The organism is Candidatus Brocadia sp., assembly GCA_021646415.1.
Lineage (GTDB): Bacteria > Planctomycetota > Brocadiia > Brocadiales > Brocadiaceae > Brocadia.
In genome coordinates, this window is record SOEU01000025.1 from 1 (window position 1) to 26,828 (window position 26,828).

A 26,828-nucleotide genomic window follows, 5' to 3' on the forward strand; every position below is an offset into this window, starting at 1 on the left:
TTCATTGAAAAGGTGAACCTCCTTTTAGGTGTTTTTATTCTCAAAATACCTTGAAATCCCTTGGAGATTCTACCATTTCTGGCCTAATCCTGCAACAAGGCTTCGCCTTGTTTGCAGGATTTAGGTTTAACAATATTTTCGGGCAGGATATTTTTGTCCAAGGCTGAGCGCAAGCGTTAGATACAGGTAAGCATTAAGGAAAAACATTATGTCTGACCAAGATGGCACACCAATATTCGAAGTGTGGGATAGATATGAAAATATCGCCAAGCACTTCAATGATCTACTTATCAAGCTAAGAACACAGGCACTTGGTGGGGTTGCCGCAATTACTTCCATTGGGGCAATTCTAAGTAAAAATGGAGGTGAATCTGGGTTTAACTGGGCAATAATGGCTGGCGTATTCTTCTTTCTTAATGTTTTCTGGGTTGCTGTCTGGATTCTCGACTTTAAGTATTACAACCAACTTCTTCGTGGATCGGTTGATGCTCTATTGGATCTGGAAAAACTGACCCAAACTAAAACACACGTTAAAGAACTCGACCTAAGTACAAAAATTGAAGATGCAGTAGCCGGTAAAAGAACGAAGACTGGTGAAAAACCATACAGGAAGTTATTCTGTGGTATAATGTGGTTTTATTTTGTTGTGCTTGGTGGCCTTTTAATTGGTCTAGCTCTTTCAATTTATAAAGTTGTATGCTAGCTCACGGGGAGAAAGGAGAAAGAGGGGTCACCCATTAGAAGGCTTTTGTCAAGCGAAAAAGATTTGTCCCCCCCATTATTTCTCTGCTCGGCGCAAGTGATACTCATCGTTAGTTGCGACCCGAGGTTGCATAATTGATTGTATAACAAGGAGTTATCTTCTTGATTATACCTGATGTATTCCCATCAGTACCCTAGGGAGGCATGCTACCATTGCGCTGATGATGGGGTGTGGAGCCCTCTCGACAATGTACCGAAACGGGTAGAAACCGTGAGGTGAAAACCCATCCGGAAATCCCGTCCGGTTAAGGGCTAGGGTCTGGATAATACGGTGAGATTAGACAAAGTACTGTAGACGCATCGTCAAGCGAGCAACAGACCTACCGAGATTAATAGTCGAGTAGGATGGGTTAAACGAAGTGAACCCATCAGCATTATGGTTTCGTTGGGTGCGCTTTGTCACTTCGACAAGTTTAGTCAGGTAGGGTAGGCACTGCCTACCAAAAATTGAGCACTCGGGGTTGGTTCTGCATAAAGGATTGGACCGAAATGGTTTTGACCAATAATCGGTAGTTGGGTAGGTGGCGCGCGTACAACAGCCTACGTTAAATATTCGGGTGTTTGCCGCTTTGGGAATCGTGGGATTGATTATGGCGGGCAATGCCCGCCCTACATTAATATTACGTGGATGGGAAATAGGCATATGCCAAATTATCGAAGGATACGGATATCGGCTATAACTTATTTCTTTACGGTTGTCACCTACAAACGGCGGAATATCCTGGTGATTCCGAGGAGCAGGCAAATTCTACGTGCCATAATTCATGAGGTGCGGCAACTATATCCATTTACGATTTGCGGATGGGTGCTGCTGCCTGATCACATCCATTGTATATGGACCCTTCCGGAAAATGACGGTGATTATTCCAAACGCTGGGGCATGATTAAGGCAGGATTTTCAAAAAGGGCTAAAAACCTGTTTCATCGTAGCGAATGGATGACCGATTCAAAACGGAAATACCGCGAAGCAACGATATGGCAACGGCGTTTTTGAGAACACATGATTCGTAATGAGGATGATTTCAGGAGACACATGGATTATCTCCATTTTAACCCGGTAAAGCATGGATTGGTAAAACGTGTCAAAGACTGGCCGTATTCGACATTTCACCGGTTTGTGAAAAACGGGTTTTATCTGCCAGATTGGGTTGGAGATGAAATGGATGAGATAACCGATGCAGATTTTGGTGAATAATATTTTGGCAGGCAATGCTCTGCCCTACCTAACTGACATGGATTTTTGTTAAGATAAAACAAATGGGTAAGCATGAAAAGCTTTTACTTAAAATTCTAAGCGGAACTTCCGATGCAAATATTTAATTTAAAGATTTATGCAACTTGCTGAAAGATTTTGGTTTTGAAGTTCGTGTTCGAGGCAGTCATCATATCTTTAGAAAGGAAGGAATAGCGGAGAAGATTAATCTTCAGCGGGAAGGAAATAAATCCAAGCCTTATCAGGTGAAACAAGTACGAAATCTCAAGGCTGGTTCAATCTTGCAGATTGAACCATATATTTGAACGGTACTCTAAAGTTTGAACTTGTACTGTGAGACGGAATTATACCAAATGTTTCGGTTCGATCGAGGACGATTGAACCAGCGAAGAGATTTACAAATAGTTGCGAGAATGAAAACCATCACTATTTCATTTTTTCTGCCTGGCGAAAGGCAGTCATACCACCGCTCATATTAAAGACCTTCCTGAACCCCGCCTTCAGCAAAATAGCAGCTGCGGTATGGGCGCGACCACCGCTCCGGCATACGGTAATAATCTCTTTATCTTTAAACTTTTCCAACTCTTTCAGCCTTTGTGTTACCTGTCCCACAGGGATATTGACAACACCCTTAATGGCCCCCAACTCTCCTTTGAGTTCTGCCGGTTCTCTGACGTCCAGGATAACCGTGCCATCGAGCTGATTCGTTTCCACACGTCGTTTAACCTCTGCCACAGGAATGGTGGGCACCGGCTCTTCATTCACCCCGGGAGACAGAGTACCCTTGATCTCACAGGCTGGCGCATCTACCGGGATCCATGCAGCCTTGGGATCACGGGCGCAGGCATAATTAGCCTTCAGCACGTCCTTCATCCAGTCTGCAGGACCCAGTTTCATTTCAGTAAGCCATTTGATATATGCCTCTTTTGAACGGGGCTGTAAATTGGGATTGCGTTTTTTCTGCTCGCCCAAGCTGGACGGTTCTCGACCGCGATACTCATGGGCGGGGTATACTACTAAATGATCCGGTAATTGCATGATCTTTTGTAAGGATTCCCAGTGTTCACCAGGGTCACCGCCTGGTAAATCTGTACGTCCTGCCCCACCATCGTCCAGAAATAAGGTATCCCCCGTCAAAATGCGGTCTGAAAAGATAAGACACATGCTGTCCTTCGTATGACCCGGTGTGTGCATGATTTTTACCGGGATATCGCTCAGGTGACAGTCAAACCCATCAGGGACATGGAATGCCACACAGCGGACAGGGGAGTTTTGGTGCATGACGTATACGGCACCCGTAAGGTCAGCCAGTGCACCAGACCCTGAGATGTGGTCTGCATGGGTATGGGTATCTAACACATGGGTCAGTTTTAGTCCCTCATTTTTAATGAGGGATACATATTCATTTACCTGCTCCAGAACAGCATCTACCACAATTACTTCTTTCGTATTTTCTGAACCGATAAGGTAGGTTTTACACGAGGTCTTATTTAATTGTTTAAAGATCATTTTGGTATCCCTTCATTAAAATATACTCTTGAGAATTGCCTATTACTTATACCCGATTTCAGGAAGTCCTCAACACAGGTATCTTAATTAAATCGGGATCGTCCCATAGCTTTTGGACTCTATCTTATGTTTCCCCGCTAATGGGTGCCCCCTTTTGCTTCCATTACCTTACGCATCGCTAATTCGCAGCACGGGCTTGATGGTGTCGCCGTGCCTGGCATCAGCGATGGCCTGGTTGATCTCGCTGAAGTCATAGAATCTTACAAGGCGGTCAAAGGGAAACTGCCCTGCCTGGTATAGCGCGATCAGTTTAGGGATAAAGCGCTGCGGCACGGCGCCGCCCTGGATTACGCTGAGGGTTTTCCGCCCTTCTGGCAAAACATCCGTGCCCTTAGGGGAGGCAATGAGCACCACAATGCCATGGGGATTCAACACGTCAATGGCAAGTTGGTGCATCTTCGGGTTGCCAGTGATTTCCAGCACGTAATCAACGCCACTACCGGTGATACCGGTGATGCGTGAAGCAACCTCATCATGACGATTGTCGATCGAGTGGGTGGCTCCCAACTCCAGGGCAAGTTCGAGCCGCACAGGGTTAATGTCGACAGCTATGATCGGGTTGGCGCCGACGATACGAGCCGCCATAACCGCCGCCAGGCCAACCGATCCTGTGCCGAAGATGGCGATGCTTGCCCCGTCGGAGACCTCCAACGAGTTCATCACGGTGCCAGCCCCGGTCTGCAGGCCGCAACCCAGCGGAGCCAGAATCTCCAGACGTAAGTCTTTGGAAACCTCGACGAGGTTGCGTTCGGTCGCCAGGGCATGGGTGGCGAACGAAGACTGACCAAAGAAGTGCCCACTGACGTCACTGCGTTGGAATGCATTGCTGCCATCCAGACGTTTGAAACCGAAGTTCGCCTCATAGAAGTGCTCGCAATCTGTAGGGTATCCATTCCGGCATTGACGGCAGCGGCCGCAGGACTGGTAAGAGAGCACGACATGATCGCCGCGCTTGACACCCTTCACGCCTTTGCCAACCCGCTCTACCACGCCTGCCCCCTCATGACCCAACACTACCGGCTTAGCTGCTGCGTCCCAATCTTCGCAAAAGTCTATATCGGTATGACAGATGCCTGTTGCGACGATGCGCACCAGGACTTCGTCGTCTCTCGGACCTTCCAGATCGAGGGATTCGATCTTCAAGGGGCCGCCTTTCTTGCGCAGAACGGCCGCCTGAATCTTGTGCACTTGCACGCCGGAATGGTGAGTCAACGTGCGGCTCCTTTTTGTTTCGATGCTTCTGTTTTTTCTTTGTTGAAGCCTCTCTAAAGAACGACTTTCGCATCACTCAACGATAGAATTCATTGGCGGCGTTCTTTGCCGTCCACCGCAATAATTTGTTATTTTACCTAGCCTCGATAGCTTGCCTCCATGTGATAGCCGTAGCAGCGATCATCAAACAGGTTTTTTGAACTCGACGTAGGTTTCAGAAAGCGTACAAAGATAGCGGGAACACCAGAATTACCATGCGAGTCAGCATAATGTCAGAATATTTCTTATTGAGCGCCTACCCAGCCCTTTGTATCACATGTCTTGCAAGGAGCACAACTGCTACATCCTGCCCCCGTACAAGCCTTTTTACCGCTGTGCACCTGTCCCAATCCTTTGCATGATCCGCATCGTTTGGCTGAATCGGGGATTTTTCCTGATCCGCCACAGCTATTGCATTTTATACAATAATTACAACCTTTTCCACTGCACGGGATTTTGTTGTCGGTATGCCATACCCCGCTTCCGCAGCACTTAAAACACATCTGGCTTGCCAGGGCGAAGGGGATGCAAATCAATCCGATAACCAAACAGAAAGTGACTATGCCAGCTAGCATTTTTAACGTAAATTTCTTTTCATTCTTCATCTGTTTCTCCTTTTCTGTGACAAAGTTTATGGAGTTTTGCTTTTAGTATCTTATACGTTTTTTAATATTACTTTGAAAAAACTTTTTCCCCCATTTCCCATCCTTACGGGAACAAGTTTCACGAGGACAAGTTTTGGCAAGTTTTGGCAAGTTTTTACAACCCCCTGTGTCCCCCCTTGATAAGGGAGATTTGATTGAGACTCTGCAGCACCAATTATTTTCGATTGTAATCACTCCTGGATGTTTGTCAATGCCTTAATTTTGATAAATCCCCAACCGTCTTGATTGCATAGGAATTTCCATTTTATTTAAGCGGGTTTTTGATCCTTTACCACCCCTTCATCCCATCCTTCTAAAGGAGGGGAAAGAGGGGAGGTTATAACTTGAGTTGTTCCCGTGGCAGGCTGTACGCTTTGCACTTGACATAAATTTCCTATAATATTAATATTTATGAATACAAGTAAATTTTGTTGTATCCGATATTTACAATTAAACAAAGCGGACTAAATTCTACATGCAAAAGAGCCACAATATACTTATCATTGATGATGATAAGCTAATGTGTGTATCATTCAAAAGTCTCCTGGAGGAAAATGGATACCATGTGTACACGGCGTCTAATGGTGATGATGCTGTCCAAATCCTGAACAAACACTGCGTCGATTTAATTCTGTTTGACCTGAGATTACACGATGTTCGTGAGCTTTCTCTTGTAAACAAGATGAAAGAGGTCTCGGCAGATGCGATCATACTTGTTATGATCGATCAGAATAAAATCAAGGCTGTAATCAATACCCTGTGTTTGGATACGGTTGACTACATCCTGAAACCATTTGATCCGGATTATTTAAAAAAGACCATTGAAAAGGCCCTTTACAAGCAACAGTTGGAAACCAGTCTCAAAAGGACTGTCATTGAAAAAGAAATTATCAGCAACGCGAACAAGATCATTGCCACCAGCCTGGACATTCGGGAAAATTTTTCCAGCGTATGTAGCGAATTAAAAAAAATTATACCGTTCGATCGTGCCTGTCTGATTACTTCTAACGAGCAGGGACAATGGTTTCAGGTGTTCGCGCTGGCGAAAACATACCATTTCAGCGAGATCAACGAAGGTGAATCCTTTCCCATGTCCGGCAGCCTCCTGGAAGAAATCGTCAAAACAGGAGAACCGGTTATCGTCAATAATACGGAAGCAGGACGTTTTTGGACAGACAGGGTATTATTTAAAGAAAGGATACATTCCCGACTTGGATTTCCTCTTACCTATAAAGGAAAGGTACTTGGCGCCCTTACCTTTGGTAGTGAAAAGGCAAATAGTTTTAGCGAACAGTGTTATTATTACCTCTGGCAAATAGCGCCACAACTTGCCATTGCCATTGAAAATACCAAACTATTTAACCGTATTAAAGCCTCGGAAGAACGGTATAAAACATTATTTAACCACGCCGCAGATTCCATGCTGATGATAGACCTCAATGGAAAGATTCTTACCGTGAACCAGCGTGAAGAAGAAATTATTGGTTACAGGATGGAAGAACTCTTGGGTAAGTACATTTATGATTTCTTACCGGAAACGTCGAAGAAGGTGGTTACCCAACTTCTTTCAATGGCAGTTAACAACAAGGTTCCAACAACCGAGATTGAAGTTATCAGCAAGAATCAACAAACCTTAGTTATGGAATTAGATATCACTGTGGTAAGAGAAGGTGGCAACGTTTTACATTTATTGGCACACTTCAGGGACATAACCAGAAGAAAGAACCTGGAATCAGAATTAAAAGAGGAAAAGAAAAAACTGGATAATATTGTGAGTGAAATAGGGGCTGACCTCTTAGTTATTAACAAGAACAATACGATATGCTGGGCAAACAAACGATTAATCGAAAATCATCCCTTAGGCAAAAAAATAATAAATCAAACCTGCTTTGACAGTTATTGCCACCTTCAATCTGTCCCCTCGGATTGCCCCTCTGCGAAGGTGTTTGATACGGGAAGAATAAATCAAATTGAACGTATAGTTCACAATCACCATAAAAAAAGATTCTACAATGTGATCAGTTCTCCTATTTTTGATAAAGACGGAAATGTTGTACAGGTACTGGAGTTAATTCAGGATATTACCGGGAAAAAGCAGGAAGAAGAAAGGCAGAAAAGGCTTCAGCAGCAGCTGGTGCATTCTGACAGATTAATTTCTATCGGGCGACTCGCAGCTGGTGTTGCGCATGAAATTAATACTCCCCTTGCGATTCTTTCCGGCATGATCCAGGGGTTTCTCGAACGAAACAATTCCTTTACCAAAGAGATTATAAAAGAATTTAAAACCATGCACAAGGTAACAAGGCGTATTGAAAAAACAGTCGATTCTTTGCTGGAACTGTCTCATTTTGAGGGGAATGAGCAACCGAAACTTATCAACATTAATGAACTGATCAAGGATACCATTTCCCTTATTGTCGAACAATTTACTGCAAAAGACAAGAATATCATTTTAAAACTATCTTCCCGTTTGCCAAAGATCAGAGGTTTTGCAGAGCAACTGCAACAAATATTTATGAATTTGCTGATTAATGCTGACAATGCTACTGTAAACGGCGACACCATCTCAATAACCACAACTCAAAAAGATAAAAAAACCATAAATATCAATTTCAAAGATACTGGTACGGGTATGCGTGAGGATGTGTTGTCGAAAATTTTTGATCCATTTTTCACAACAAAAGAGGTAGGGAAAGGAACCGGTCTTGGGTTGTCTATTACCTATGGGATTGTAAAAAGGCATCACGGTACAATCCATGTCAAAAGCAAAGTAGGTAGAGGTACTACCTTTGATATCAATTTACCCATAGACTTTGGAAAGGTGGCGGTTCATGGATAGAGGGATAAAAATATTAGTCGTAGATGATGACAAGGACTATAATTTGTATTTAACGAAATTTCTATCTGACGAAGGATACATTACCAGGGGCATTACAAAACCGATGGATACCCTATCTACGTTGGAGCAGGAAAAGTTTCATATCGTTATACTGGACCTGAAAATGCCGCAAATAAACGGTACTGAATTACTCAAAGAAATAAAATCGAAATACCAGAATATTTGTGTTATCATATTGACTGGATATCCCTCATTTAAGACAGCAGTCGAAACGATGAAGCTCGACGCCTTTGACTACCTGAAAAAGCCGTTTGATTTAAACGATTTGAGAAAGGCACTGAATAATGCACAAAAGACGTACTGCCTCGTCGGAAGCTCAAAGGACAGGCTCAAAAGCTCTGTAGGGAAAAAACTGAAGTCGCTAAGAAAAAGTAAAAAAATTACGCAAAAACAACTGGCAAATCGTACCGGTTTGTCGCCAAGTTTGTTATCCCAGATCGAAAATGGACAAATTGCAGCCTCCCTTACCACCCTGGACAAATTATCTGCCTCACTTAATGTCAAAATAGCATACTTCCTGGATGAGGAAGCTGATGAATCCACAGCGGAGATTAGCTAAAACTTAATAACTGCAGTAAACACCGAGAATAAGTATCGCTTTTTAAAAGAAAAGGGCTTACTCTTTTGTTATTCTCTGTGTACTTCGTGGTTTTCTGTTTGCAGAATTTACGTAGAATGGCAAGTTTTAAACGGTTATTTTTGTAGGAGTTTTTACGTTGATGGATAAACTGCTCAATATTGTCTCAAACCTTGGTTCTCCCAGGATTATGATTATTGGCGATTTGATGCTCGACAAATATGTATGGGGTGAGGTAAAACGTATCTCGCAAGAGGCACCAATACCAGTTATTAATGTTTCTTCTGAAGACGTGCGGCCGGGAGGCGCTGGAAGTGTCGTTAACAACTTGCAGACATTGGGCGCACAGGTGTTTGCATGTGGGATTATCGGCGACGATACTTATGGACATACCCTTTTGAATCTTTTTAAGGGTATGGAAGTTGACACTTCAGGAATCGTTATGGATAAAAGCCGTCCAACTATCTTGAAAATGCGCTTCATGGGTCATTTACAAACTGCCGGAAGAGGAGTACAGCAGTTGTTGCGGGTTGATTATGAAAAGACCCATGTTATATCTGCGGAAATAGAGTCACAACTTACCGGTTATTTAAATAAAAATATACCTGCGTGTGATATCATCCTGGTTTCTGATATGAATAAAGGCTTGCTTTCTCATTCATTTCTGAAAACAATCGTAGCCATTTGTAAAAAGCATAAAAAGACCGTGATCGTGGATCCCAAACTCATGAGTGACTATTCCTGTTATGAGGGTTTCACCGCTATGACTCCCAACAGAAACGAAACAGAAATTGCCACGGGAATAAAAATTAATGATAGTGACAGTCTGCATCGTGCCGGAAGCAAACTTGTTTCGGGTCTTTCACTGGAGTATTGTATCATTACCATAGATAAAGATGGCATGTTCCTCTATCACAAGAATGGCAGTGGAAAGATCATACCAACTGTTCCGCGGGCTGTATTTGACGTGACTGGCGCCGGCGATATGGTACTCAGTATGTTTGGTATGATTGTCGGAACCGGTCATAGTTTTGAAGATGCCGCACTCCTTGCCAATGTAGCCGCAGGAATAGAAGTTGAAAAAATTGGTGCAACACCGGTTAGTAAGGGAGAAATCCAGAGTGAACTCATGGGTGGAAAAAGCCACCTGTCAAGCAAAATTAAAGACATAGAAGTACTTACGGGTATATTAAATGAACATAGAAAGAAAAATAATAAGATTGTTTTCACAAACGGTTGTTTTGATATCTTACACATTGGGCATGTCGAATACCTTAAATTTGCCCGGAAACAGGGCGATTTGCTTGTAGTAGGATTAAATACCGATCGGTCCGTCAAGAGTCAAAAAGGTCCTAGCCGTCCCTTTGTTTCCGAAGCAGAGCGTGCTAAAATGCTTTCTGCATTGGAGGATGTGGCTTACGTGGTACTTTTTGACGAACTCACCCCATTAAATTTAATTAAGGCCGTAAAACCGGACGTGCTGGTAAAGGGAGAAGACTGGAGAAATGCCGGGGCAGTAGGAGGGGAATTTGTAGAATCCTACGGGGGAAAGGTCGTCTTTGCCCCCTTTGTTGAGGGTGTTTCAACAACCAACATTGTTTCAAGAATACTGAGCAGGCACAACCAGATCCAAAATCCAAAGGAAGCAATTGGCCAAACTCAATAAAAATCGAAGGGATTTGTTTATGGATGATGACATTGAAATACAATTGCAGGACAGCATCGATACGAAAAAAGCGTTATTATCAACCAACCTTGACGTAATTCGAGAAATAGCCGATGTTCTTGTCAAGGCATTTAAAAACAACAACCGCTTATATCTCATTGGCAATGGGGGAAGCGCAGCAGATGCCCAGCATATTGCCGGGGAATTGATCGGAAGGTTCAAAATGAACCGGCGCCCCCTTCCCGCGGTTGCCTTAACTACGGATACTTCTGTAATGACCGCGCTTGCAAATGACTTTGGTTACGATACCTGCTTTGCCCGGCAGGTCGAGGCCCTGGCAAACCCAGGAGACGTTGTCCTGGCTTTCAGTACCAGCGGGAATTCAAAAGGCATCTTGAGTGCCGTTCACATTGCAAGAAATCGTGGCGCTATTACCATTGGGTTTACCGGAAAGGAAGGCGGCCTCCTAAAAGATGCCGTAGATATCTGCTTAAAAATTCCCTCAGACAACACACCACGAATACAAGAATGCCATATCACCGTTGGGCACATCCTGTGCTCCATTATCGAAAAACAAATTTTTGGAACGGTAGTTACATGAAAAAGAGAAAGGCTGTTTTCCTCGACCGGGACGGTACCATTGTCGTCCACGAACCTTACCTCAGTTCTCCGGATCAACTGAAACTATTGCCGAATGCCGCCCAAGGAATTCGTCTCTTCAAGGAATATGGTTATCTGATTATTATTGTTACAAACCAATCCGGTATAGCCAGAGGATTTTTCGATGAAGGACGTTTAATGCTAATTCATAAAAAATTGATGGGTATGCTGGAAGAGAAAGGGGTTTCCATTGACGACCTGTATTATTGTCCACATCACATCGAAGGAATCATAGAATGTTACAAAGTAGATTGTGATTGCAGAAAACCCAAGCCCGGGATGCTTCTTGATGCAGCCCGAAAGTACCACATAGATTTGACACAATCCCTGATGATCGGTGATTCAGAGACGGATATGCTGGCTGGTAAAAATGCAGGTTGCAAATGCGTATTGATAAGGAACAACCATACAGATGAGATAAGCACTGTCCAAATGATAGGCACTGATTACATTGTGAAAGACTTATTGGAGGCTGCGAGCCATGTTATATCAAAAATGTCTAAATAAGATTTCATCTTTTCAGGTATATTAATTTGGTTTGGTTTTAAAAGGCAAAACCCAACGACCTTCTTGTTATTCCGAATAAATATGAGGAATTTTAACATTGTAAGATTTTTCTTTGCAATGATGACCGGCGAGGATGCCAGTTCCATGAGAACAGCTTGTGCAGGGTGCGTCCTACGCACCAAAACAATCCAACGCATGGATGGTGCGTAGGACGCACCTACAATGGTTTGCTGCAAAATTGAAATTCCAAATTCAAAATCCCATAGTTTTAATTACCGGTAAAGTGAAATGTGGTAGCAAATCCGCTTCGCCCATCGTAATTCCATTCCTGGTTGCCCTCCTGGAACCGATGGGAAACGGCCTTTCCCATATCCAATGTCAGATCAAATTCCTTTGCCCAGATCGAAAAATTCTTGTTCACAATTTGGGTGGGTTTATCGGGATTTCCTGCGCCACGGAGTAATTCAACGTCTAATGTAAGATTGTTGGTAACAATTGCCTTCTTGCGCCATTGGGAAGACTCCACATGCATAGGTACATATCTTACCGTAATCCTCTCCGGGGGAACTTTTGCAAAGCCAAATACATCGTTTTGAAAGATATCCAGTAACGCATTTTTCTGAACGGCTGCGGCTTTTTCATCAAGGTAAAAAACAATCCAATTCTTGTCCGGCCTTGCCGTCAAATCTGTTATTCCTATAACGGTTTGGCCGTCCAGGGTATGTTGCCCATAATTCCCCTTTTTAATATGAAAAACACCGGTAATTTTACATGTATTGTTATGAGTCGGTTCACTTCCAAACAGGCATGGACAACCGGGATTACAAGTACATCCCTCAAAATACTCACCTTCGATTGACCAGTCGGGACCGGCAAAAATGGCATTGGAGACACCAAATGACATAATAATACCCAGGAATCCTGCCAACACATATCTGCTCTTCATCGTCCATTTCCTCCCACAAAAAATGAAATATCAAACACTCTGTAACAAAGGCAGAGATACCTTCTTCCTTAGCAATGTCGATAGCATAATCACACCATAGACATTTGTCAAGATAGAAAGGACAGAAACATTGAAGTCTGTTTCAGACAAAAACATAACTCTTAAAACAGCCTTGACAAGAAAAAAACTTTTTTGTTGACATCTCAAAATTTTTATTTATATTTAAATGAGAATGAGTCTCATTTGCATTTTATAATACCCTAGGAATTTCAGTGTTGAGGCTTGCGGAACCAAGAAACCTTTTTTAAAGAGGAGGCAGAAAAATGTCTGTACTTATTGTTGGCGGCGACTATTTGGGGAGCATCCCAAAGGAACTTGATAAAATCGGGGTTACGGAGATTCGTCACGTAACGGGTAGGAGCGGACAGAAGATTCGAGGTGGGATTCCCGAAACCATGGATTTTATCATTGTCCTGCACGACTTTGTGAACCATAACCTTGCCTATAAGATAAAAAGTTTTGCCGAAAATAGAAAAATTCCTATCGTTTATGCAAAAAGGTCATGGTCCTCTATCTATCAAAAAATGAAGGACTGTCAGCAACAATTGAAAAAAGCAGGTTTACAAGTTCTCTTGAATTAAGCCTTCGGCAACATTCCCCCCGTTTCCCCCCCCATTTACGGGTGGATTATGGGGGGGGTAATTGAAATTCCTTTACATTAAATTTTCTGACAGGAATCCACCCCCTTCACCCCCGCCAGCGGGGGACAATTGGCTGTCCCCCTCAGCGAGAGGGATTAAGGGGGAGGAAATTTTTGTTTGAAATTCCTGCACATTGAATGAAGCTGCCTTTGGCAGCGACTTTTTATTGCTTGTTCCCAAACTCAGTTTGGGAACAAGCCGCAAAACCGCTTAAATAAAATGAAAATTCCTATACAATTATATGAAAACTTATGAAATACTATAAAAAAATACTTATCCTCATTCTTGTTGTATTAGCCATATCCTTATTCTGTAAAAACTCCTTTGCAGGCGCATCTCACATTCTCAGCAGGAATGCAGATTATTCAACAGATGATCGTGCCTTCCTTAATACCGATACCCTTTACGTCCAGGTGACACAGAACATCATTGATTATAAGGAAATTAAAAAATCTTTCTTTACCTTAAAATCTCATAAGACGAAAAACAAAACCAAGTATCCATTGATTTGGAACTCTGACCTGACAGCCTTTACCGGCCTTGCGACCCTCGATCATTACCCCGTCGGCGATAAGATAACCATTCACATAACCTTGCGCGGAAAAAATGCAAAGGATGAAATTAAAAGGAAAGACCGCTTTGTTATTGGTAACGCCGGGAAGTGGACATTAACGGGGACCATTTATGAAAAAACATCAGATAAAGGCACAGGAACCCTCGCCAATGCACGCGTGCGGATTCAAGGCGTTGCGGATATTAACACAGCTGATATCAGTTATTACCCAAAAGAAGATGATAAATTTATCCTTTCAGGTGAGAATGGAAATTTTGCTATAGATTATGAAGGTATTTCCGGTCAGGTTATTGTGATCACCGCAGGTAAGGAAGGTTATAAAAATACAGGCAAAAAAATAACCCTGGGGCACGATAACGGTGCGACTATTACCCTTTCCCCCGTTCCGGCAGAAGACCATCCATCATACGACTACCGATCCTCAAAATCCTGCGAAAAGTGTCACAGTACTATTTACAATGACTGGCAAGACAGTGATATGGCATATGCGGCTGTTAATCCCATTAACCAGCTTATCTTTCTCCTCTACACGGCATGGTATGTTACCGGTGACCGTACCAATTTTACGGATCCTTCCATCTTTAATGACCCAAACCCTGCATTTGTGGGAGATAAGGGAAAGATATTTGAAGATGCAACGGGGCGTTACAAGATTCTTGGCGATGCCGGACATATCCACGATTGTGCCGACTGTCACTCCCCTTCTTATGCCTCAAAGGTACAGGACGATGGTGTCACTCCGTTATGGGATATGCGGGCAGGGATACTGTCCGACGTAGATAAACTCTCCTTTATAGACAAACAGGGTGTTCACTGCGATTTTTGCCATAAAATGCATAAGGTTCATGATGAGGAAGAGTATTGGACGGAACCCGGGGTAAATTATAAGGTAAATCTCTTGCGACCTGACCCCTTGCTTGAGTCATCTCAGGAGGGCAAGATCATGTTCGGGCCATTTGACGACGTCATATATAACAGCATGCAGGCGTCCTTTGTTTCTCAGTTTAAAAAAAGCGAAATCTGTTCGCCCTGCCATCAGGATGCCCGAAAACTCTATCTGCAACCTCTGAACAAGAATGGCCAGCCTGAGGGTGATGCAATTGAACGCATCCTCTGGAGTGAAGATACTTACCGGGAATGGCGGTTTAGTGGATACAGTGGACTGGAAGCTGATTATCCGGTAAATAATTATGCAGGAAAGGTATTGCAATGTCAGGATTGCCACATGAAAGACCCACCGCCGGATCCAGCTACCGGTAAATCGATTGCGGATTATACGGAAGTTACCGATCCCTTTTTCATGATTTCGGAAGAGAAAAGAAAGTACGCCACCAAACGGGATCCCAGGACAGTTTATCCTCATCGTTTTGAAGGCACCAATCAAAACCTGTCGGCTGGAAAAAGGAAAAGATATCTGGATTGGGCGGTAGATCTTACCGTTACCAACGCTCAGGTAAAAGATGGTATTTTGAGCTTCGATGTGAATGTAATAAATTCCCATACAGGCCACACCTATCCTTCCGGGGTGACCCAGAGAAACGTTGTTCTTCTCGCGGAGGCAACGCAATCGGGAACCGCTCTTACCCAAAGCAACGATCAGACGGTAGATACCCCGGGTGGAAGTTTTCCCGAAGGTTACTATGAAGGCAAAGGAGATTATGCAGGAAAGCCTGGGAAGATATTTATAAAACACAATAGAATGGTAGTGGATAATGAAGAACTCAGTCCTTTCTTCTACGACGTCTTGTATGCCTATGCTGTAGAAGAATTGTATGATACGCGTATTAAGGCAAACCAAACGGACACTACACATTATGAGTTTCAAACAATTGATACCAGCAAAATCACCATAACAGCCAGACTTATCTATCGTTTCCTCCCCAAGGGCACCCTGGAATTTGCGGCAGAAAACGGATATGTCATTTCGCTGGAAGAAAATGACTATGAATCGCACAAAGTGGAAACAACTTTAGAGCCGTAAATAAATCTTAGAGGCTAATATGCACTTGGGAGTGTTGATGTATTTCCGTAGAAGGATGTATCGAGACTATAGACGGCAAGGTACAGCCAGTCATTATGCTCAGGCAGTCTGACGAACCATCTGTTATTTTCCATTTTTATTTTTTATCTTTGTATCTATAATAGTATTGTTCATCTTCTTATTCTTACGAAAAAAGTATATTTTTCAATTTGTTTTATGACAGTACTATGAAGACTGGTATTGCACATCTTCCGCTTCACGGAGGCAAGGCACCGTCCTGGCTCTTTCAGCGGATGAAACGCCTGGCAAGGGAAATTACCATTGCTATCGTAAGCGAGTATGGCCCTCGGGAAATGCCCAAAAGACTTTCTGATCCATTCTGGTTTCAGGCGTTAGGCTGCGTATTAGGATTTGACTGGCATTCCAGCGGCGTAACCACAACTACCTGCGGGGCTCTGAAGGAGGGTATCAAGGGGCTTGAGAAGGAACTGGGACTATTCATTGCCGGAGGCAAGGGCGGGACTTCCCGAAAGACACCCTCAGAGATTGTGGGTGTGGGTGACCACTTGTCATGTGACCCTGAAAAACTCGTTTATGCCAGCCGTATGAGCGCCAAGGTGGATAGTAGCGCCGTGCAGGATGGGTATCAGCTCTATCACCATTCGTTCATCTTCACGAAGTCCGGGGACTGGGCGGTTGTTCAGCAGGGGATGAATGATGTCAATAAGTATGCCCGCCGGTATCATTGGTTGGGTAGTAAGGTTACAGATTTTGTGGTGGAACCACATCAGGCCATTTGCTGTGATTCCAGGGGAAATGCCTTGAATATGGTAGCCGGGGAAAGTGAAGAGGCACGACAGACCACTGTCATGCTTTCTCAAATAAAGCCCGATGCTTTAGTAAGCGAGATCAAGAAGATGCAGAACTTGCATTTGCCCTCCCGTCATCACGTCGATGTCCATGATATTCATCCTGACAGACTGTATAAGATATTCATAAAAACCTATGAAACCGTCCCCAAAGATTTTGAATCCCTGCTGGGAATAGAAGGTGTAGGGCCAAAAACCATCCGTGCCCTGGCCCTGATCTCAGAGATTGTCTATGGTAAAGCCCCGAGTTTCAATGACCCTGTACGGTACAGCTTTGCGCATGGTGGTAAGGACGGACATCCGTTCCCTGTTGATAAGACTGTTTATGACCGTTCCATTGAAATATTGAGAAAGGCCATTAAACAATCGAAGGTGGGAAACAGTGAGAAGATGGACGCTATCAAACGGTTGAATTATCTTGATGCATAGGATTTTCAATTTTGATCATTAGGAGTGGAAGATTCTATCCGCAGGGATGTCTATTGCAGGAAACAGAGTTGTTTTATCAATAACACAAGTATGAATTAAAAGGTTTTAAGATTAGTATATATTTTCAGTATAACGCTTCGGTTCAGCAGCGGACCGTCCGCTGGAACCGGTTGTTAGGTATGATCTGTTCCTCCTTGTTACCGCCTCGTTTCTCCAGTCATTGGATCTACAACCAGCTTCATCTTTTGTCTGTCCTTGCGCAGTTCGACTTCCCAGAACCCATCATCAAAATCAACTTCTATTACGGTGCCCATCCCACGAGCTTCGATAGACTGAATGATTGTTGAGATCGACATGGCGTTTGCTAATGGTATTTCATCAGAATCCGTTTTCCGCCGGCGTTTTTCGTCACCGGTTCGTGGGTCGAGGTAAAGCTTCTGGCAAGCAGCCGCACCGCAGATCTTCACCTCCCACAGGCCGTCCTCGAACTCGGCTTCCGTAATGCTCCCCAGTTTTCGTTCTTCCACCGATTTGAGGATCAACGAGAGTGGCTTGTTACCCGGTGGCAGAATTTCACCGGCTAGCGCTGCAGTCAGTGGGGAAAGCAACAATCCGAACATCAAGAAGACCATTGTGACACCCTTGCTTTTCATGAGACATCCTCCTGTCAAATGATTGCCTAACAATGTTATTAACAAGTTTTCTTTAATCTGACAAATAGTACAGCGCAAATCAAGGAATAATTGACATAAATATTGACATATAAAATAATTATAAGAAGTGGTTGAGGTACTATCCTGATTTCTGCCATAAATACTGGGGAAGACAAAAGGGGTCGAATCGTTCCAGGTTATCCGAGAATAGGTGTTTTAGCAAATTCTTGTGTCATACTTTGTACTAATTTTGTGCTAAAATCAATCCAAAAGGATATAGTTAATTGAGATGCATAGAAAGGTACATTCACAAGTTATAGATTTCACCATACTTGTTCTTTAAGTATGCAGTGAAAGAATGGGTCTGTAAGGATTCCCCGGTGATTTTGTTTGCAAGCTCGTTCAGGGTGAATTTACGGCCGTGGGTATGCAGATGTGTGCGCAGCCAATCAAGTAATATGTGAAACTCACCTTTCTCAAAATATTTATCGAGCCAAGAAATGTCTTTTTTGATCTGGTCAAATAATTGGGCTGCGAAAAAATTGCCGAGGGAATACGTTGGAAAGTAACCAAAGCTGCCGTGTGACCAATGAACGTCCTGAAGCACGCCATGCGCATCATCGGGTGGTGTTATACCGAGATATTCCTGCATCTTGCCGTTCCACACTTCGGGCAGGTCGTTCACCACTATGCGTCCTTCGAGCAGTGCATTTTCCAATTCGAAACGAAGCATGATGTGCAAGTTGTAGGTGATCTCGTCCGCCTCCACGCGAATAAGCGAGGGTTTTACGCGGTTTACTGCGCGGTACATCCTTTCGGCATCTACATTTTTGAACTGTTCAGGAAAAACGGCTTTCACGTGCGGCATGAAAAATTTCCAAAAAGGGCGGCTACGCCCAACGAGATTTTCCCACATCCGTGATTGCGACTCATGGGCACCAAGGGATGCGCCGTCCGCAAGGGAGGTTCGTTCGAGTTCATGGCGTATACCCTGGTTGTACAGCGCATGGCCGGTCTCATGCATGGTCGCAAAAAATGCGGCGGGATAATAATCATGCATGAAGCGTGTCGTGATTCGTACATCGTCCACAGAAAAAGACGTGGTGAATGGATGCGGCGAGCGGTCCTGGCGACCACGCTCAAATGCATAGCCGATCAATCGGGCTACTTCAATGCCGATATCCCACTGTTTTTGTTCATCAAAGGTTTGGTGCAAAAAGGAATCATCAATCGTATTCTGTTTTGGCGCAATGGCGTGAACGAGTGGCACGATTTCTTGTTTGACGTTTGCAAAGATGGCCTCTACCTGGGCTGTTTTCATGCCGGGTTCGAATTCATCGAGCAGTGGATCGTAGATACGATCTGTATAGCCCAGACATTCGGCGTAGCGCCTTTTCAAATCAAGATTCCGCTGAAGATAGGGTGCAAAGTCAGAGAACCTGGATTCGGCCTTGGCCTTTCGCCAGACTTCAAAGGCCTGAGCGCTGGCTTGTGCGATTTCAGAAACAAGCGCTGGTGGCACCCGTCGAGCCTTATCATATTCTCGTTTTGTCACCCGGATGAGGCTTGCATCGTCTGAATCGTAAGGTAAACCCACGGCATATGCGTGCAGTTCATCCAGGAGATGTCCGATTGTATCATCGGTAAACTTTTCATGTGCAATGTGGCTTAAGGTCGCAAGTTGCCGGGCACGAGCCGCAGCACCACCGGGCGGCATATAAGTCTGCTGATCCCAGCCAAGTACAGCCGCGGCGTTATTGAGATCGCTTATCTCAGCCAGTCGATTTTTTAAATCATTCAATTTCTCTTGCATGGGGCCTTCCGATATTGTAAATTTAATCTTGCTGCCCGTGGTCCGCTCAACCTGCAAAATATGCAGGACAGACAAAATTATCCTCACTATTCAACCAGGCAATAGAAATTCATTCAATTTCCGAGTTATGATTTGAGATTGAGGATTCTCCTAACTAAAAATCTAAAATCACAATTCTTAAATCGTAAATCTAAATTATCGTCGAAGTTTATTCTTCAATATGCTGGGCAGTTAATGCCCTTTTCAGCAGTATTTCTTTGTCTTTTTCAATTTGCGCCTTAAGTTCCTCTACCGTCTGAAATGGTATTTCATCCCTTATTTTAAAGAGGAATTGAACCTCAAGGTTTTGTCCATACAGAGACCCTTGAAAATCAAGGATATGCACCTCGATCTCCAGTGTTTCATCTTCACTCGTAAACGGTTCTTTTGCAAACGTGGGTCTTAAACCGATATTGGTCAACGCCAGATAGTCTTGCTCAGCCCATCGAACCTTTGTCCCATAGACACCCTGGGGCGGTCTGACTTCATGATGCAGGTTCAGATTCGCAGTAGGATATCCCAATATTCTGCCCCTGCCAGACTTCTTCACTACCGTGCCCAGGATGGAAACGGGCCTGCCAAGCATGGCCTCGGCTTTGTCTAACTCCCCGTTAAGAATGGCCTGACGAATGGCCGTGCTGCTAATTACCTGACCACGATATATCACCGGCGGGCATTCATATACCTCGAAACCATAGTGGTCAGCGAGTTTGCGAACCAGGGTTATGTTCCCCTGACGGTCTTTTCCGAAGTGACAATTAAATCCCAGCACTATGCACTTTACGCCCAGCCAGCAGACCAATATTTCACGAATAAAATCCTCAGCGGTCATTTCTGCAAGCTTCTGGTCAAATTGGAGCACTACTGTGTGATCTACTCCCAGACGTTCAAACAATGATAATCTGTGATCCATTGAGATGATAAAGGAAGGAGGTCTGTTTTCAATAATACTTTTCGGATGACGGTTAAAGGTAATCACAACCGACTCCCCTTTTCTCGTCAATGCGTAATGTCTTATACACTCGATGATCTTTTGATGTCCCCGGTGTACACCATCAAACATTCCAATAGTGACCACAGGATAATTAATCTTTCTGGGCAATTCCTTTATGCCATAAATCTTTTCCAACGCTCGCTCCTTCTGGGGTAATAGATTATTACTACGAAGTTCTTTGAATACTCAGGAAGGCGCCTTAATGGAAAAACAGATGATTTACATTGCTTTTTTATTGGAATTTTGTATAGATTTCCGCATGCCGGCGAATCTCATTCTGCCAGTCAGCCATGAAGGCCTCTTGTTTTTCATATAAGTATCGTTTGGTTACATTTTCCTTGTCTTTTTCAAAGGCAGTTTTGTCAGCAGACTTCCTATCAACTACGTCTATAATGTAGCAAGCTTTTTCGCCAGAGGTTTCTACCGCTATTGCCAGCTGGCCTGGTTTCAACTCGAATGCCTTTTTTGCCACATTGGGTCTATCCTCTTTGAGCGCTTCGATATATCTCGATTCTTTGTTGAAAAGTTTCATGGGGCGAGTAATATAATCAGTTTCATAAAGAGGAATATCTTTTTTTCCAGTTTCCGTCCTGATTGATTTTGCGATATCATTAAAGGAACTCTGCTTCGCAGCACCCGCATATTTCTCGGCAATCTCCTTTGCTTTAAGGAGTCCCTTCTCCTGCTTAAGGTCATTAATCACCACGTTTCGAATCTCTTCCAATGGCGCCGCAGCTGATGGTTTTTTATCAATTATCTGGAAAATGACCCTGCCTTCAACAAATTCGAGAGGAATGGAAGCCTCGTATTTATCCCTGTCAAACGCAATCTGAACGATCTGGTTAGAACCGGGGAATAGTTCCAAAAGGTCACTCTCCGTAAGAAATTCATTATTGGACTTCTTGCCTTTGGGGATCTCATACGTTACTTTATACTTTTTTGCCAGTTCCTTGAAACTCGGACGTTCTGCTTTATCCATTGTCTCGTATATCTCCTCGTCGAGCTTATTCATTATTTCAGCAGCCTTTTCCATTGCCTTTCGTCTTGCAAGGGTCTTTTGGATCTCCCCTTTTACCTCGGCAAATGATTTATATGTGGTCGACCCTTTCTCTTCTTTTTTCAATGGCTGTTTGGCGGTTGATGACTCATCTTTGGTTGCGGTCTTATCCTCTTTTCCTGCAGGTTTCTGCTCCGCAGTCGAAACCTTAAATTGTGCATCCTTATTCTCTTCATAATATTTTTTCATTTCCTCTTCTGTAACCGGCACCTGCTTTTCCACATCATCATATTTTGCAATCAGGCATTCCAGTTTAACCCTTTCCGGAAGCTTGTATCCTGGTCGCGCAGAGTCTTCCTGGTATTCATCATTCATGTACTTCTCATAAAAGGCACGTATTTCTTCCTCTGTTGCATGAACTGAATTCAGAAAATCCTTTGCTTTCAAGGGAAGCACCTTGAGTTTTACCTGTTCATTTTCCAAAGAGTACCTTTGCCAGACTTCATCCGTTGTTATCTTTACCGACATTCGTATCATAGATTCCAGTTTTTCGACAAGGAGCGCTTCCCCCAGGGTACGCATTATTTGCTCCTGGTTCAGCCTGAAATTATTACAGAGAAATTGCATGAGGCTTGAACGGTTGATGTTCTCATTCGCACCAAATATCTGAAAAGCAAGCCTTTGAAGACCGTCTTCAATCTCTTGCGCTGTTACCACCATCCCCATTCTCTTTGCTTTTTCCACAAGCATAAGCTGTTTCCAAATCAGGGAAACAATGGATTCTTTCGCCTGTGGAAAGAACAATCTTTGCCATCGCCCCAACATATCCGCAAATTCGTTCTGCGTAACCTTCCTGCCAAATATCTTTCCTATGGGTTTTTTAGGAATCATCTCCATAGCAGAATAACTGATCCCCCATACAAACATTGCAAAGATCATGATGATATAAACTGTCTTTTGATGCCTCCTGAACCAAGAACTCGAGACCATATCTCCCTCTTAATCGAATACTCTCAATAGTAATCACGAAAAAATAAAATAAAACAAAAAATCATTTTATCTATAATTTTTACAATTATCAAATGGTTTTTTAACATTTATATTTCAGTGAAAAGCCTGAATTAATGTACTTCCGAAAAATCTGTAACAGAAAAAAGTCTTGACACCGTTTCAAACCTCTGCTTAAATTTCCGTTTTAACGTTACTCTGAGGTTGTGAATATGGCAAAAGCTAAGAAAAATATGGTAATTGTTGAGTCCCCCGCCAAGGCCAAGACCATTGGTAAATATCTCGGTTCATCTTTCTTCGTTTGCTCATCGATGGGACATGTACGAGACCTGCCCGAAAAAAAATTATCCGTTGATATAGAAAATAATTTTACTCCCGAATATAAAATAATTCCCAGTCGGAAAAAGCTGGTCTCAGAATTACTGGCTGATTCAAAAAAAGCTGATACCGTTTACCTGGCGTCCGATCTTGATCGTGAAGGAGAGGCAATTGCCTGGCATCTGTCGAAAGCCCTTGAAATACCCGATGAAAAGGCGCAGCGAGTTATCTTCAATGAAATTACAAAAGACGCTATTCTGGAAGCCTTTAAACATCCCGGTCCTATCAACATGGCCAAGGTTAATGCCCAGCAGGCGCGCAGGATACTCGACCGCCTTGTGGGTTATCAGATAAGCCCATTGTTGTGGAAAAAAATCTCAAAAGGGCTCAGCGCTGGCCGTGTTCAATCCGTAGCAGTTCGGCTCATTGTAGAACGTGAAAAGGAAATCAAGGAATTTAAACCACAAGAATACTGGAAAATTACTGCTGAATTAAAAACCACTTCTGAGGATAAAGATAAACTCAGGGACATTAAGACTTTTAAATCCATTCTGCAAAAGTTCAATGGCGAGAATGTCGAAATAAAAAATGAATCACAAGCGAAAGACATTGTTCATGAACTTCAAAAGGCAGAATATGTTGTCGCCAACGTAAAAAAACAAACCAAACGCAACAATGCCCCTCCCCCGTTTACTACCAGCCTTTTACAACAGCAGGCATCCACACGATTGCAGTTCAGCGCAAAAAAAACGATGCTCCTTGCCCAGCAGCTTTACGAAGGGATTGATATCGGCACGGAAGGCGCGGTGGGGCTTATTACCTATATGAGAACGGATTCTTTTCATATTTCTGAACAGGCACTGACATCCTGCCGGAAGCTGGTTGCAGAGAAATACGGTAAAAATTACCTCCCGGAAAAACCCAATGTACATGCATCCGACAAAAAAGGAACCCAGGGCGCTCATGAAGCTATACGACCGACCGTAGTTGAATATGCACCTGAATCCATAAAAAACTTTTTAACAAAAGATCAATACAGACTTTACGAACTGATATGGAATCGATTTGTTGCCAGTCAGATGAGCCCTGCGCTCTACGCCGTGACAGACGTTGAAATCGCTTCGGGGCGTTATACTTTTAAGGCCAAAGGAAGAGAATTACTCTTTGACGGCCACACCATTGTTTCAGGACACGAGATGGACAAGGATGAACAAATACTCCCACCCTTGGAAAAGGACCAAAAACTTGAATTAATAGAATTGATGCCTACCCAGCATTTTACCCAGCCACCGCCTCGTTTTACCGAGGCATCACTTGTGAAAACTTTGGAAAAGATGGGAATAGGAAGACCCAGCACCTATGCCACCATCATTTCCACAATACAGGACCGGGGATATGTCAAACAGGAAAAACGTGCCTTTTATGCAACGGAGTTGGGAACACTGGTTACCGAAAAACTCATTGACCATTTCCCCAAAATAATGGATGTGAAATTCACCTCCCACATGGAGGATGAACTAGACAAGATTGAGGATGAAAAAATTGGATGGCTTAACGTGCTGAAGGAATTCTATGAGCCATTTAAAATCGATTTGGAAAAGGCGGTGGGAGAGATGAAAAGCGTAAAAGGAACCCCTGAAGAAAGCAGCCAGATATGCGCCATCTGTGGCCAACCCATGGTCATCCGATGGGGAAGACACGGAAAGTTTCTGGGATGCTCAGCATTTCCCACCTGTAAAAATACACTCCCCTTGGACGAAAAGGGTGCACCTGCCCCTCCTGAAACCACTGACCAGAAGTGTGAAAAATGTGGTAGTGCCATGGTAATCAAGACAAGCCGCCATGGGAAATTCCTTGCATGTTCTGCATATCCAAACTGCAAAAACACAAAGTCCCTTACCGGCGAGACAACCAAAGTTGAACCTACTGAAGAAAAGTGCGAGAAATGCGGCAGCCCCATGGTCATTCGATTCGGTAAGAAAGGCCGATTTATGGGGTGCTCAGCCTATCCCAAATGCAGAAACATCAAATCTCTCCCTACAGGGGTAAAGTGTCCCAAAGAAGGTTGCGGAGGAGACCTGATACAACGTCGTTCGAAAAAGGGTGGCATTTTCTTCGGATGCAGCAAGTATCCAGAATGCGACTATATCACAAATGAGCTACCGACCGCCTCTGATACTATAAAGGAAGAAACACCAACTTTAAAAGAACAGGAATAAATTCATCATACATCCTGGCAGACAAAATGCCATGTATTAAACATGGCTCAATGGTACTTTTGCTCTGGCCCGGAAATGGAATTTCAGGGGAACCTCTGAAAAGGGAAGTTTGCTGCGAAGTTGATTGGAAAGATACCGCTCATAATCACTATCAAAGAGTTTTGGGTCGTTAACAAAAAGGACAAATGTGGGTGGGGATACACCCACCTGGGTGGCATAATAAATCTTTGGCGACTTCGCCTTCCTTCGTGTCGGACGATGTAAGGCCAGGGCTTCTTCCAATGTCTGATTCAATTCTGAAGTCGTAATACGGGTGTTCGCCTGCTCGTAAAGTTCCATGGCCAAATGTATCGTTTCTACAACATGATCATTATTCTTTGCACTAATGAAAGAGATAGGTGCAAAGGAAAGTCCCGGCAGGCACTGATAAATATAATTATTAAATTTTTCTGTTTCTACCCCATGTACCAAATCCCATTTATTGATTACAACAATGCACGGCTTCCATTCAGAGGTAATATAATCCCCCAGTTTTTTATCCACCTCGGATACTTTTAGTGTGGCATCGATGAGAAGTAGTACAACATCTGCCCTCCGAATGGACCGCTCGGCCCGTGCCATACTATAAAATTCAATAGAATCCTTGACCTGCCTTTTCTTCCGCACACCGGCCGTATCAATGGCCAGGAATTGTTCACCGGCTATTTCAAACCGTACATCCACTGAATCACGTGTAGTACCTGGTACTTCACTGACAATTACCCTTCGTTCCTGAGCCAGTGTGTTGATTAATGTAGATTTCCCCGCGTTCCGCTTGCCTACAATAGCAAGTTTCATCATAGGTTCAGAAGAAACTGGTTCCGGACATGGTGCTGGCAATGATGAAATAATCCTGTCCAGTAATTCAGATCGTCCGAATCCCTCCAGGGCAGACAGGGGGAGAGGCTCACCAAACCCCAGTTTATTAAAATCTGCTGCCTGGGATTCAAACCTGGGGGTGTCTACTTTGTTGGCAACAATGATAATCTTTTTTCCCAGGCGTCGCAGCTTTTCGGTAACCATACTATCCAAAGGCGTCACGCCTTCCCGCACATCTACCACAAATAGAATGAGATCAGCCCTGAGAAGTGCAATTTCTATTTGCGCTTCTATCTCTGCTGTAAGCCCATCCACATCTTTCACCCCCATTCCTCCCGTATCGACTAACTCAAATACATAATCCTTATATCGAATTTCTGTCGAAACACGGTCTCTCGTAACTCCACTGGTAGGCTCGACGATGGAGATTCGGCGCTTTGCAAGGCAGTTCAGCAGGGAAGATTTCCCTACGTTTGGTCTTCCAACAATAGTAACGACGGGAATAGTCATCATTTAACCTGTAATAGAAACAGTATTATTAACAAACACAATGGAACAATTATACTAAATAATTGGAGTATGCGGAATGAAAAATTTGTTACCCTTCTCCCTTTCATCAAAGGAGGAGAATAATGGGAGGAATGTTCCATCTCCACGTTGGAAAGATCGTTAAAGTGAAGG

The 26,828-nt window shown here is 43.6% G+C and carries 19 protein-coding genes and 2 pseudogenes; 12 read left to right on the forward strand and 9 right to left on the reverse strand.

The window, feature by feature from the left end; translation table 11 throughout:
* Positions 1-208: 208 nt before the first annotated feature.
* The 3 genes and pseudogenes from E3K36_15150 to E3K36_15160 all read left to right on the forward strand — a co-directional run bounded on the left by E3K36_15150 (position 209) and on the right by E3K36_15160 (position 2,280).
* Positions 209-703 (forward strand): hypothetical protein, encoded by a 495-nt coding sequence (locus E3K36_15150; protein MCF6156540.1) that lies wholly within the window; start codon positions 209-211, stop codon positions 701-703.
* Positions 704-1,405: 702 nt separating this feature from the next.
* A pseudogene (locus tag E3K36_15155) lies at positions 1,406-1,957 on the forward strand (transposase).
* A 62-nt stretch (positions 1,958-2,019) separates the two neighbouring features.
* Positions 2,020-2,280: pseudogene (locus E3K36_15160) on the forward strand (type II toxin-antitoxin system HicA family toxin).
* A gap of 121 nt (positions 2,281-2,401) precedes the next feature.
* On the opposite strand, the gene E3K36_15165 reads toward E3K36_15160, so the two are convergent.
* The 3 genes from E3K36_15165 to E3K36_15175 all read right to left on the reverse strand — a co-directional run bounded on the left by E3K36_15165 (position 2,402) and on the right by E3K36_15175 (position 5,400).
* Complete coding sequence (locus E3K36_15165) at positions 2,402-3,484, reverse strand: MBL fold metallo-hydrolase (protein MCF6156541.1); 1,083 nt, start codon at positions 3,482-3,484, stop codon at positions 2,402-2,404.
* Between the two features lie 168 nt (positions 3,485-3,652).
* Entirely contained in the window at positions 3,653-4,738 is a 1,086-nt protein-coding gene (locus E3K36_15170; GenBank protein MCF6156542.1) for an NAD(P)-dependent alcohol dehydrogenase, read from the reverse strand.
* A 302-nt stretch (positions 4,739-5,040) separates the two neighbouring features.
* Positions 5,041-5,400, reverse strand: coding sequence for a hypothetical protein (locus E3K36_15175; GenBank protein ID MCF6156543.1), 360 nt, complete (start codon positions 5,398-5,400; stop codon positions 5,041-5,043).
* A 514-nt stretch (positions 5,401-5,914) separates the two neighbouring features.
* Here E3K36_15175 and E3K36_15180 point away from each other — a divergent pair.
* The 5 genes from E3K36_15180 to gmhB all read left to right on the forward strand — a co-directional run bounded on the left by E3K36_15180 (position 5,915) and on the right by gmhB (position 11,748).
* A complete protein-coding gene (locus tag E3K36_15180; GenBank protein ID MCF6156544.1) occupies positions 5,915-8,278 on the forward strand; it encodes a PAS domain S-box protein in 2,364 nt (787 codons plus the stop codon).
* A complete protein-coding gene (locus E3K36_15185) occupies positions 8,271-8,897 on the forward strand; it encodes a response regulator (protein ID MCF6156545.1) in 627 nt (208 codons plus the stop codon). Before E3K36_15180 ends, E3K36_15185 begins: the two co-directional genes overlap by 8 nt.
* Before the next feature lie 160 nt (positions 8,898-9,057).
* A complete protein-coding gene (gene rfaE2, locus E3K36_15190; protein MCF6156546.1) occupies positions 9,058-10,581 on the forward strand; it encodes a D-glycero-beta-D-manno-heptose 1-phosphate adenylyltransferase in 1,524 nt (507 codons plus the stop codon).
* 19 nt (positions 10,582-10,600) lie between these two features.
* Complete coding sequence (locus tag E3K36_15195) at positions 10,601-11,182, forward strand: SIS domain-containing protein (protein ID MCF6156547.1); 582 nt, start codon at positions 10,601-10,603, stop codon at positions 11,180-11,182.
* Positions 11,179-11,748: a D-glycero-beta-D-manno-heptose 1,7-bisphosphate 7-phosphatase gene (gene gmhB, locus E3K36_15200; GenBank protein ID MCF6156548.1), complete on the forward strand. Its 570-nt coding sequence runs from the start codon at positions 11,179-11,181 to the stop codon at positions 11,746-11,748. Before E3K36_15195 ends, gmhB begins: the two co-directional genes overlap by 4 nt.
* A gap of 268 nt (positions 11,749-12,016) precedes the next feature.
* Here the strand turns inward: gmhB and E3K36_15205 are convergent, their stop codons facing one another.
* Complete coding sequence (locus tag E3K36_15205) at positions 12,017-12,694, reverse strand: DUF1326 domain-containing protein (GenBank protein ID MCF6156549.1); 678 nt, start codon at positions 12,692-12,694, stop codon at positions 12,017-12,019.
* Positions 12,695-13,017: 323 nt separating this feature from the next.
* Between E3K36_15205 and E3K36_15210 the strand changes: the two genes are divergently transcribed.
* From E3K36_15210 to E3K36_15220, 3 genes are all read left to right on the forward strand, one after another.
* On the forward strand, positions 13,018-13,335 hold the full coding sequence (locus E3K36_15210) for a DUF2325 domain-containing protein (protein ID MCF6156550.1): 318 nt from the start codon (positions 13,018-13,020) through the stop codon (positions 13,333-13,335).
* 311 nt (positions 13,336-13,646) lie between these two features.
* Positions 13,647-15,950: a hypothetical protein gene (locus E3K36_15215; protein ID MCF6156551.1), complete on the forward strand. Its 2,304-nt coding sequence runs from the start codon at positions 13,647-13,649 to the stop codon at positions 15,948-15,950.
* 227 nt (positions 15,951-16,177) lie between these two features.
* Positions 16,178-17,248, forward strand: a complete 1,071-nt coding sequence (locus E3K36_15220) for a DUF763 domain-containing protein (protein MCF6156552.1) — start codon at positions 16,178-16,180, stop codon at positions 17,246-17,248.
* 197 nt (positions 17,249-17,445) lie between these two features.
* On the opposite strand, the gene E3K36_15225 is transcribed toward E3K36_15220, so the two are convergent.
* From E3K36_15225 to E3K36_15240, 4 genes are all read right to left on the reverse strand, one after another.
* Positions 17,446-17,979 carry a PepSY domain-containing protein gene (locus E3K36_15225; protein MCF6156553.1) on the reverse strand — a complete coding sequence of 178 codons (534 nt, stop codon included), beginning with the start codon at positions 17,977-17,979 and terminating at the stop codon, positions 17,446-17,448.
* Positions 17,980-18,208: 229 nt separating this feature from the next.
* A complete protein-coding gene (locus E3K36_15230; protein MCF6156554.1) occupies positions 18,209-19,714 on the reverse strand; it encodes a carboxypeptidase M32 in 1,506 nt (501 codons plus the stop codon).
* A 208-nt stretch (positions 19,715-19,922) separates the two neighbouring features.
* Entirely contained in the window at positions 19,923-20,882 is a 960-nt protein-coding gene (locus E3K36_15235; protein MCF6156555.1) for a bifunctional riboflavin kinase/FAD synthetase, read from the reverse strand.
* A 97-nt stretch (positions 20,883-20,979) separates the two neighbouring features.
* On the reverse strand, positions 20,980-22,734 hold the full coding sequence (locus E3K36_15240; protein ID MCF6156556.1) for a hypothetical protein: 1,755 nt from the start codon (positions 22,732-22,734) through the stop codon (positions 20,980-20,982).
* A gap of 230 nt (positions 22,735-22,964) precedes the next feature.
* Between E3K36_15240 and topA the strand changes: the two genes are divergently transcribed.
* On the forward strand, positions 22,965-25,289 hold the full coding sequence (gene topA, locus E3K36_15245) for a type I DNA topoisomerase (GenBank protein MCF6156557.1): 2,325 nt from the start codon (positions 22,965-22,967) through the stop codon (positions 25,287-25,289).
* 36 nt (positions 25,290-25,325) lie between these two features.
* Here topA and der read toward each other — a convergent pair whose 3' ends face one another.
* Complete coding sequence (der, locus tag E3K36_15250; GenBank protein MCF6156558.1) at positions 25,326-26,657, reverse strand: ribosome biogenesis GTPase Der; 1,332 nt, start codon at positions 26,655-26,657, stop codon at positions 25,326-25,328.
* Positions 26,658-26,828 lie beyond the last annotated feature (171 nt).

Bases quoted from the DNA above. Each gene is read 5' to 3' on its own strand.
- E3K36_15150 (MCF6156540.1), top strand. From the start codon at position 209: ATGTCTGACCAAGATGGCACACCAATATTCGAAGTGTGGGATAGATAT.
- E3K36_15165 (MCF6156541.1), bottom strand. From the start codon at position 3,484: ATGATCTTTAAACAATTAAATAAGACCTCGTGTAAAACCTACCTTATC.
- E3K36_15175 (MCF6156543.1), bottom strand. From the start codon at position 5,400: ATGAAGAATGAAAAGAAATTTACGTTAAAAATGCTAGCTGGCATAGTC.
- E3K36_15180 (MCF6156544.1), top strand. From the start codon at position 5,915: ATGCAAAAGAGCCACAATATACTTATCATTGATGATGATAAGCTAATG.
- E3K36_15185 (MCF6156545.1), top strand. From the start codon at position 8,271: ATGGATAGAGGGATAAAAATATTAGTCGTAGATGATGACAAGGACTAT.
- rfaE2 (MCF6156546.1), top strand. From the start codon at position 9,058: ATGGATAAACTGCTCAATATTGTCTCAAACCTTGGTTCTCCCAGGATT.
- E3K36_15195 (MCF6156547.1), top strand. From the start codon at position 10,601: ATGGATGATGACATTGAAATACAATTGCAGGACAGCATCGATACGAAA.
- gmhB (MCF6156548.1), top strand. From the start codon at position 11,179: ATGAAAAAGAGAAAGGCTGTTTTCCTCGACCGGGACGGTACCATTGTC.
- E3K36_15205 (MCF6156549.1), bottom strand. From the start codon at position 12,694: ATGAAGAGCAGATATGTGTTGGCAGGATTCCTGGGTATTATTATGTCA.
- E3K36_15210 (MCF6156550.1), top strand. From the start codon at position 13,018: ATGTCTGTACTTATTGTTGGCGGCGACTATTTGGGGAGCATCCCAAAG.
- E3K36_15215 (MCF6156551.1), top strand. From the start codon at position 13,647: ATGAAATACTATAAAAAAATACTTATCCTCATTCTTGTTGTATTAGCC.
- E3K36_15220 (MCF6156552.1), top strand. From the start codon at position 16,178: ATGAAGACTGGTATTGCACATCTTCCGCTTCACGGAGGCAAGGCACCG.
- E3K36_15230 (MCF6156554.1), bottom strand. From the start codon at position 19,714: ATGCAAGAGAAATTGAATGATTTAAAAAATCGACTGGCTGAGATAAGC.
- E3K36_15240 (MCF6156556.1), bottom strand. From the start codon at position 22,734: ATGGTCTCGAGTTCTTGGTTCAGGAGGCATCAAAAGACAGTTTATATC.
- topA (MCF6156557.1), top strand. From the start codon at position 22,965: ATGGCAAAAGCTAAGAAAAATATGGTAATTGTTGAGTCCCCCGCCAAG.
- der (MCF6156558.1), bottom strand. From the start codon at position 26,657: ATGACTATTCCCGTCGTTACTATTGTTGGAAGACCAAACGTAGGGAAA.